Raw genomic sequence first — 7,722 nt, 5'->3', positions numbered from 1 at the left:
CTTCAGCACATACTCGAATTTCGGCCCGTAGAAGGCACCCTCGCCCGGATTGATCGAGGTCTTGATCCGATTGCCGGACCGCGTCCTGATTGTCTCCAACACGTTGCCCATGATCGCCTCGGCGTGATCCCACGCCTCGTCGGTGCCGACGCGCTTGTCCGGCCGTGTCGACAGCTTGACGCTGACTTCTTCAAAACCGAAATCGGCATAGGTCGACAGGATCAAATCGTTGATGCGCAGGCATTCCGCTGCCAGCTGTTCCTCGGTGCAGAAGATGTGCGCATCGTCCTGCGTAAAGCCGCGCACGCGCATCAGCCCGTGCAGTGCTCCGGACGGCTCGTAACGGTGCACATTGCCGAATTCTGCAAGCTTTACGGGTAGATCGCGATAGGACTTCAACCCATGCTTGAATATCTGCACATGGCCCGGACAGTTCATCGGCTTCAGCGCGAAGACGCGGTCGTCATCGGTGTCGTCGCCGGCGACCGTCACCTTGAACATGGCGTCGCGATACCAACCCCAGTGGCCTGACGTCTCCCACAGGCTCTTGTCGAGAACCTGCGGTGCGTTGACCTCCTGATAGCCCTGCTCGTCGAGGCGGCGGCGCATGTAGTTGACCAGATTCTGGAACATCTTCCAGCCCTTGGCGTGCCAGAAGACGACGCCCGGTCCCTCTTCCTGGAAATGGAACAGGTCCATCTCGCGGCCGATCTTCCTGTGGTCGCGCTTCTCGGCCTCCTCCAGCATCGTCTGGTAGGCTTCTAGCTGCGCCTGGTCGGCCCAGGCGGTGCCGTAGATGCGCGTCAGCATCGGATTGTTCGAGTCACCGCGCCAATAGGCGCCGGCCACCTTCATCAATTTGAAGGCGTTGCCGATCTGCCCGGTCGAGGCCATGTGCGGGCCACGGCAAAGGTCGAACCAGTCGCCCTGCGCGTAGATCTTGAGATCCTGATCCTCGGGAATGGCGTCGATCAGCTCGAGCTTGTAGCGTTCGCCCTTGTCGGCAAACACTTTTTTCGCCTTGTCGCGCGGCCAGACCTCTTTGGTGAACAGCTTGTTGCGCGCAATGATTTCGCGCATCTTCTTCTCGATCACCGGAAAATCGTCAGGCGTGAACGGCTCGTTGCGGGCAAAGTCGTAGTAGAACCCGTTCTCGATCACCGGCCCGATGGTCACCTGCGTTCCCGGCCATATCTCCTGCACGGCTTCCGCCAGCACGTGTGCGGTGTCGTGGCGGATCAGTTCCAGCGCGCGCGGATCATCGCGGGTGACGATCTCGACCTTGCCGGACTTACCCAGCGGGTCACTGAGGTCGCGCACGGTCCCGTCGATGGCGTAGGCGACGGCCTTCTTGGCCAAGGACTTCGAAATCGATTCGGCTAGGCCAGCACCGGTCATCGCCGCGTCGTATTCGCGAACGGAGCCGTCGGGAAATGTCAGGGAAACGGAATTCAGCATGTGTATCTCCTATCCAGTCCCGCAAACGAGCGCGGGTGGTCGTGGGAAAAGCCGGATGCGTCCGGCGGCGGCTGTCTTTTATGGACAGATTCCGCCGCCGTAAAGCCCGGCTCAGGTGTCAGGCCTTCATTTGATGAGCAGCGGCAGATCCTTCAGGAACGCGGCCCGGGTCTTGAGGCCCTTCGGCATATCGGTGCGGTTGGTGTCGACGACAAGCCGCGCAAAGACGATCTGGCGGCCATCCTTGTTCGCCCAGCCGACGAACCAGCCGAGCGAGCGCTTGTCCTGGACCTTGTCGGCGTCGTTACGCAGCCTGGTGCTGCCGGTCTTGCCTTGCACCGTCCAGCCTCCGGCCTGGAAGGTCGGGATAATGGCTGATGTCATGTCGTAAGCCTTGGCCGAGACCGGCAGCTTGCGGGCCAGTAGCTTGCGCAGGAAATCGACCTGCTCGACCGGCGTGATCTTGAGCGAGGAATTCACCCAGGACTGGGTCAGACCATCATTCTTACCGGGGTTGCCGGAAACATCGGCGTTGCCGTAGTCGAATTTCGAGACGTAGCCGGCAAAACTCTGCTGCCCGAGCCGGCGGGTGATTTCCCGGGAGAACCACAGGATCGAATCCCGCTCCCAGACCACCGGGTCGACTGTCTTCTGATCCCGCTTCACCGCGTTGAATTCAGGCTTGTAATCCCAGCTCGGCGTGTGCTCGTCGTTCAGGATCCCGCTGTCGTAGCCGATCAGCGACAGCGGCACCTTGAACGTCGAAGCCGGGCTGAACCGCTGGTCGCACACACCATCCTGGTAAAGCGTCGTGCCGCTCGCCGCGTCAGCGATCACCGTGCATTCGACGTCCTTCAGTGGCGCCGATTGCGCGCGCAACGGAAATCCCAGCAGCCAGGCGAGCAGGAACAGGATTCCGGCAAAGATGAAGGGAAGACGGTCGAAATTGCGCATTGATGCTCGCTCCAGAAGGGTGTTCGCGAGCGGCTTAGCGAGGTCTCTTGTCTCGATTTTGTCTCAAATGCGCAGTCTTTGTGCAGGCTTGTGTTAACCCTACCAGATCGTAAACGCGCAGTGCCGCCGGAACATGACCGGCGCCATCAGCCCTGCGCTTCGCCACGCTTGCTGCCGATCCGCCAGTACCGCCAGGGCATGAACCAGACGTAGCGCTCCGCCAAGGCTTCCGGCACGCGGTCGATGCCGTGCGTGCCGAATGGCCCGCAGCGCAGCACGCGGAAAAACCCCATCCAGCCGCCGGCCCACAAGCCATGGCGGGCGATCGCCTCATGCGCATACTCCGAACAGGTCGGCAGATGCCGGCAGGAATTGCCGACAAAGCCGGACAGCGTCAGCTGATAAAGGCGCACGAGCGACGTACCGAGCAGACGGCCGGGCGTCTTGCGCCACGGGCCGGGCCAGTTGCGGCCGCGCCCCGACGGTTTGGCAATATGGGCATGCCCATGCGGATCCACCGCGGTCTCCGTATCACGTTCCAGCTCGATAGATGTGGGCTTCGGCGGAAGAACGCAATCCCCGCCTGTCTGCCTGTCGTCATGGGCGGGAACGGCGAAACGGCTGCCTGTCAACCGAAGGCGTCCAGCAGCCGGGGCTGGCCGGCTCTTCGCCGCGCTTTCCATGCTGTCTTTCGTTACGCCATTGGAACGTCGCGATCCGCATGACATCGCCGAAGATGCTCAGGAACTGGATCATGGTCGTATCTCCTTTGACGCGATTAGACCGCCGCTGGCCTTCGCCTTCAAACGAGTATAATTTCCACTTCGGATAATCCTGGGTTATGCGAATGAAACGCGGACGCTTGCCGCTGACGGCATTGAGAAGCTTCGAGGCGGCCGGCAGGCATCTGAGCTTCAGCCGGGCCGCCGAGGAGCTTTTCGTCTCGCAGGCGGCGATCAGCCGGCAGATCCGCGAGCTCGAAATCTTTCTGCGACAACCCCTGTTCGAACGTCACCATCGCCGCGTCGAACTGACGGATGCAGGCCAGCGTCTGCTGGATCAGCTTGTCAGGAGTTTCGACGCCATCGACACCTTGCTTGGGGAACTGGTGGCGACGCCGATGCAGTCCGTGGTTCGCGTCAGTGTCGAGCCGTCGCTTGCATCCGTGTGGCTGGTGCCCCGGCTCAATCGATTTCGCCAATTGCGGCCCGATATCGACGTCTCTCTCGAAGTGGACCCAAGGCTGATCGAGTTCCGCAGCGATCAGCCCGAACTCGCCTTGCGCTTCAGCGCACATGCCAGCTCGTGGCCGCGCAGCCAGGCTGAGCGGCTTGCCTCGACAGTCGATTCGCCGGTTCTGTCGCCGGCGCTGCTAGCTTCTGGCCCTGCCCTCGAGAGGCCGATCGATCTTGGTCGCTATACGCTTTTGCACGAGGAGAACCGTCAGGGCTGGGCGCGCTGGTTCGAAGCGGCCGGCGTGCCGGCCGACGCCGTGCCCGCGCGCGGTCCGATGCTGGCGGACGCGTCGCTTTCAAAGCAGGCCGCCCTGCTCGGACATGGCGTGGCACTGGGCGATCTCCTGCAGATCGGCGGGGAAATCAAATCCGGCACGCTGATCAAGCCGTTCGACATCAACGTCGCATCCGGCGCCTATTGGCTGGTGGCCAGAAACCTGCGCGATCTGCCGGAACCTGCCGCCGCGTTCGCCGACTGGGTACGCGGCGAATTTGCCGAAAGCAGACGTGCTCTGTAACGGTCGGTTATCGGCCCTCAGGCCGCTTCTTCGGCGCGCTTCTTTTCGATCTGGCCGATCGCGTCGACCACGGCATCGAAAGTCAGCATGGTCGAGGCATGACGCGCCTTGTAGTCGCGCACCGGCTCCAGATATCTGAGGTCCGCGAAGCGACCGTCCGGCGGGGCGCCATTTTCTTTCAGCATCTTCAGCATGGTGTCGCGCACCGCGCGCAATTCCTCGGCACTGGCACCGACGACATGCTGCGCCATGATCGAGGACGACGCCTGGCCGAGCGCGCAGGCCTTCACGTCATGGGCAAAGTCCGTGACCACGCCATCGCGCATCTTGAGGTCGACGGTGACGGTCGAGCCGCAAAGCTTGGAATGCGCCTTGGCGGTCGCGTCAGGATGATCGAGGCGACCGATGCGGGCGATGTTTCCGGCAAAACCGAGAATTTTCGTATTGTAGACATCGTTTATCATTATTTTCCAATCCGTCGCCGCCAAGCGAACAGCGATTGCCGCTGTCGTGTCTTCCTTTCGCTCATCATGACCATATATAATGCTGGTAGTCCGGTATCGACAAGACAACGAAAGCCAATGTCCTTGCCGGGAAGTTCACGCCACTTACGGGGCTGGAAACGGGGCGAGTTTCCGAAACCGAAAGGTCGTGGTCCGTTCAACTCGTTCCTCCGCCGAGAGGGACTACGGGAGACGCCTTTTATGGATGCCGTCATCAAGAAACTCATGCCCCAGTCAGCCTATATGGAGAAGCCGGTTACCGACCGGCCGAGCGAAGCCGAAGTCGAGGCCGCCGTGCGCACGCTTTTGCGCTGGACCGGCGACAATCCGGACCGCGAAGGGCTGATCGACACACCGAAGCGGGTGGCCAAGGCCTATCGCGAAATGTTCGGCGGCTACGACATGTGCCCGGCCGAGGAACTCGGCCGCACCTTCGAGGAGGTCGCCGGCTACGATGACCTGGTCATCGTCAAGGACATAACATTCCATTCGCATTGCGAGCACCACATGGTGCCGATCATCGGCAAGGCGCATGTCGGCTATCTGCCGGACGGCAAGGTCGTCGGCCTTTCCAAGATCGCGCGTGTCGTCGACATCTTCGCCCACCGCCTGCAGACGCAGGAGGCCCTGACGGCGCAGATCGCCGGCGTCATCCAGGACGTGCTCAATCCGCGCGGCGTCGCCGTCATGATCGAGGCCGAACACATGTGCATGGCCATGCGCGGCATCCGCAAGCAGGGTTCCACAACGCTGACCTCTACCTTCACCGGTGTCTTCAAGGACACGCCCGAAGAGCAGGTCCGTTTCGTCACCATGGTGCGCGGCGGCGGGGTCTGATAGCCCCACCGACTTCGCTAGATAAGGACCGGCGATGTCGGCACTTGAATTCCCGAAAGCTCCGTCAGACAAGAAAGCGCTCGAGGAAGGCGCGGTGTTTTCACCGCGCTTCGACGCTGCCGGTCTGGTCACTGTCGTCGTCACCGACGCCCAAGATGGCATGCTGTTGATGGTTGCGCACATGAATGCGCAGGCGCTGGCGCTGACGCTGGAGACAGGCATCGCTCACTACTGGTCACGCTCGCGCAACGCGCTTTGGAAAAAGGGCGAAACCTCGGGCAATTTCCAGCATGTCGTCGAGATGCGCACCGATTGCGACCAGGATGCGTTGTGGCTGCGCGTCAAAGTGTTGGGCCACGACGCAACCTGTCACACCGGTCGGCGTTCATGCTTTTATCGGACGGTGGGGCTGGTCGATGGCAAGGGGACGCTTGCCGGCGACGGCAGCAAACCGCTGTTCGATGCGGAAAACACGTATCGGAAGCCTCTGTGAACCATTCAATATTCACAAACCACTCATGTTCACTATTCTCAAACGTACTTCCTGTAGAAAGGGAGTGGGACAAGGGAGATCATGATGCTCGAGTGGGCGTCATTGCGTAACAGACCAGATGTCAGGGAGGCCAACGGCCTGTCCTCGTCAGGCGGCGCGTCCGAAACGAAACCTCCGAAGAAAACAGGCATTTCGCTCGCCTTGGGCGGCGGTTGCGCCCGCGGTTGGGCGCATATCGGCGTACTGCGCGCGCTCGACGAAGCCGGTATCGAAGTGTCGATGATCGCCGGCACCTCGATCGGTGCTCTGGTCGGCGGTTGCTATCTTGCCGGCAAACTGGACGAACTCGAAGAATTCGCCCGCAGCCTGACCAAGCGACGCATCTTCGGCCTGCTCGATCTCAACCTGCGTGGCAGCGGCCTGTTCGGCGGCATGAAGCTCGACGCCCGGCTGCGCGAGCACATGGCCGGCATTCGTTTCGAGGATTTGGTCAAGCCGTTCGTCGCAGTCACGTCCGAAATCCGCACTGGCCACGAAATCTGGCTGTCGAGCGGCTCGTTGATCACCGCCATGCGCGCTTCCTATGCGCTGCCCGGCGTGTTCGAGCCGGTGAATTGCAATGGCCGCGTGCTGGTCGACGGCGCTCTGGTCAACCCGGTGCCGGTTTCGGTCTGCCGTGCCTATGAGCAGCCGCTCGTCGTAGCGGTCAATCTTCACTATGACTTGTTCGGCCGTGCCGCCGTTATCAAGCACAGCGCCGGCGAACTGGTCGTCGAAAAGGACGCGCCGAGACCCGGTCAGGTCGACGCCGAGCACCAGTCGCATCAGACGCGACTCGGCATCACCGGCGTCATGGTCGAGGCCTTCAACATCATCCAGGACCGCATTTCGCGCGCCAGGCTTGCCGGCGATCCGCCCGACATGTCACTGCAACCGAAGCTCAGCCATATCGGCCTTACCGAATTTCATCGCGCCGACGAGGCGATCAACCTCGGCTATCAGGCGACGATGGCCCAGATCGGCGAACTGACCCGGCTGCAGTCCGTTCTGGCCTAGGCCTATCTGCCCCTTTCAACACATGATTGGTGCGTTCCGTCACACTGACGGAGCTATGCTGCCCCGCGACGCTGTTGCCCTCTGCACCGGCTAGTTGAGTTGGCCGCAGGCGACTATGCGCGCGCCGCATCGACAATGCGAAACTGCACCGTGCGGTTGCCGTTCCAGTAATTGCCCGACAGCGAACCGGCGACGTGGATAGTCTTGCCCCGGTTCTTGAACAGGAACTCGCCAAGCGCGGTATCGACGGCGCGAAAGGCGATCGCCTGGATGCGACCGCCGCTCTCCGATTGCAGCTCGACGCGGATGTGGTTGGTGCCGACCGGCCTGGCGTCTGCCAGCCGATGGCGCGGCAGAGCGAAAACGGGTGCTGCATGCCCGGCACCGAACGGTCCGGCCTTTTCCAGCGCGTCGAGCAGTCCAAGCGTCGCGCCTTCAGCGGCAAGCGCGCCGTCGATCGCCAGGCTTTCCTCGCCTTGCAGCCGGAACACATCGGCTGCCGCCCGCTCTTCGAAAAACGCCCTGAGCTCGCCAAGCTTCGCCCGCTCCACGGTGATGCCGGCCGCCATGCCATGGCCGCCGCCCTTGACGATCAGCCCGGCATCGGCCGCCTCGCGCACCAGCCGGCCGAGGTCGAAGCCCGACACCGAGCGGCCCGAGCCAGTGCC

General features: G+C 62.1%; 10 protein-coding genes. 4 read left to right on the top strand and 6 right to left on the bottom strand.

The window, feature by feature from the left end; translation table 11 throughout:
• The 4 genes from thrS to EN935_RS14545 all read right to left on the bottom strand — a co-directional run.
• The coding region (gene thrS / locus EN935_RS14560; protein ID WP_127373398.1) for a threonine--tRNA ligase at window positions 1-1,458 on the bottom strand (1,458 nt) is incomplete at its 3' end.
• Between the two features lie 126 nt (window positions 1,459-1,584).
• Window positions 1,585-2,412, bottom strand: coding sequence for a class D beta-lactamase (blaOXA, locus tag EN935_RS14555; RefSeq protein WP_109671528.1), 828 nt, complete (start codon window positions 2,410-2,412; stop codon window positions 1,585-1,587).
• Window positions 2,413-2,558: 146 nt separating this feature from the next.
• Window positions 2,559-2,930 (bottom strand): membrane protein insertion efficiency factor YidD, encoded by a 372-nt coding sequence (yidD, locus tag EN935_RS14550; RefSeq protein WP_109671529.1) that lies wholly within the window; start codon window positions 2,928-2,930, stop codon window positions 2,559-2,561.
• Between the two features lie 79 nt (window positions 2,931-3,009).
• The gene (locus tag EN935_RS14545; RefSeq protein WP_109671530.1) at window positions 3,010-3,168 is read right to left on the bottom strand and encodes a hypothetical protein; all 159 of its coding nucleotides are present in this window, start codon (window positions 3,166-3,168) and stop codon (window positions 3,010-3,012) included.
• 91 nt (window positions 3,169-3,259) lie between these two features.
• Between EN935_RS14545 and EN935_RS14540 the strand changes: the two genes are divergently transcribed.
• Complete coding sequence (locus EN935_RS14540; protein ID WP_109671531.1) at window positions 3,260-4,165, top strand: LysR substrate-binding domain-containing protein; 906 nt, start codon at window positions 3,260-3,262, stop codon at window positions 4,163-4,165.
• 17 nt (window positions 4,166-4,182) lie between these two features.
• Here the strand turns inward: EN935_RS14540 and EN935_RS14535 are convergent, their stop codons facing one another.
• Complete coding sequence (locus EN935_RS14535) at window positions 4,183-4,629, bottom strand: iron-sulfur cluster assembly scaffold protein (RefSeq protein WP_109671532.1); 447 nt, start codon at window positions 4,627-4,629, stop codon at window positions 4,183-4,185.
• Window positions 4,630-4,869: 240 nt separating this feature from the next.
• Here EN935_RS14535 and folE point away from each other — a divergent pair, with 240 nt between their 5' ends.
• The 3 genes from folE (at window position 4,870) to EN935_RS14520 (ending at window position 7,054) form a co-directional block, all read left to right on the top strand.
• Window positions 4,870-5,505: a GTP cyclohydrolase I FolE gene (folE, locus tag EN935_RS14530; protein WP_109671533.1), complete on the top strand. Its 636-nt coding sequence runs from the start codon at window positions 4,870-4,872 to the stop codon at window positions 5,503-5,505.
• Between the two features lie 34 nt (window positions 5,506-5,539).
• Window positions 5,540-5,998, top strand: a complete 459-nt coding sequence (hisI, locus tag EN935_RS14525; RefSeq protein ID WP_109671534.1) for a phosphoribosyl-AMP cyclohydrolase — start codon at window positions 5,540-5,542, stop codon at window positions 5,996-5,998.
• Between the two features lie 84 nt (window positions 5,999-6,082).
• Complete coding sequence (locus tag EN935_RS14520) at window positions 6,083-7,054, top strand: patatin family protein (protein WP_109671563.1); 972 nt, start codon at window positions 6,083-6,085, stop codon at window positions 7,052-7,054.
• Between the two features lie 113 nt (window positions 7,055-7,167).
• Here EN935_RS14520 and EN935_RS14515 read toward each other — a convergent pair.
• Window positions 7,168-7,722, bottom strand: a 555-nt coding sequence (locus tag EN935_RS14515) for a DHHA1 domain-containing protein (RefSeq protein WP_245488955.1), incomplete at its 5' end; no start/stop codon positions are given.

This window comes from Mesorhizobium sp. M7D.F.Ca.US.004.03.1.1, from assembly GCF_003998635.1.
In the GTDB taxonomy this organism is placed as follows: domain Bacteria; phylum Pseudomonadota; class Alphaproteobacteria; order Rhizobiales; family Rhizobiaceae; genus Mesorhizobium; species Mesorhizobium loti.
The sequence above is the reverse complement of the archived record's forward strand: the minus strand, read 5'-3'. Positions and strand labels throughout refer to the sequence as shown.

What these genes read in the sequence shown, in the direction of transcription:
- blaOXA (WP_109671528.1), bottom strand. Translation starts at nt 2,412, where the DNA reads ATGCGCAATTTCGACCGTCTTCCCTTCATCTTTGCCGGAATCCTGTTC.
- EN935_RS14545 (WP_109671530.1), bottom strand. Translation starts at nt 3,168, where the DNA reads ATGATCCAGTTCCTGAGCATCTTCGGCGATGTCATGCGGATCGCGACG.
- EN935_RS14540 (WP_109671531.1), top strand. Translation starts at nt 3,260, where the DNA reads ATGAAACGCGGACGCTTGCCGCTGACGGCATTGAGAAGCTTCGAGGCG.
- EN935_RS14535 (WP_109671532.1), bottom strand. Translation starts at nt 4,629, where the DNA reads ATGATAAACGATGTCTACAATACGAAAATTCTCGGTTTTGCCGGAAAC.
- folE (WP_109671533.1), top strand. Translation starts at nt 4,870, where the DNA reads ATGGATGCCGTCATCAAGAAACTCATGCCCCAGTCAGCCTATATGGAG.
- hisI (WP_109671534.1), top strand. Translation starts at nt 5,540, where the DNA reads ATGTCGGCACTTGAATTCCCGAAAGCTCCGTCAGACAAGAAAGCGCTC.
- EN935_RS14520 (WP_109671563.1), top strand. Translation starts at nt 6,083, where the DNA reads ATGCTCGAGTGGGCGTCATTGCGTAACAGACCAGATGTCAGGGAGGCC.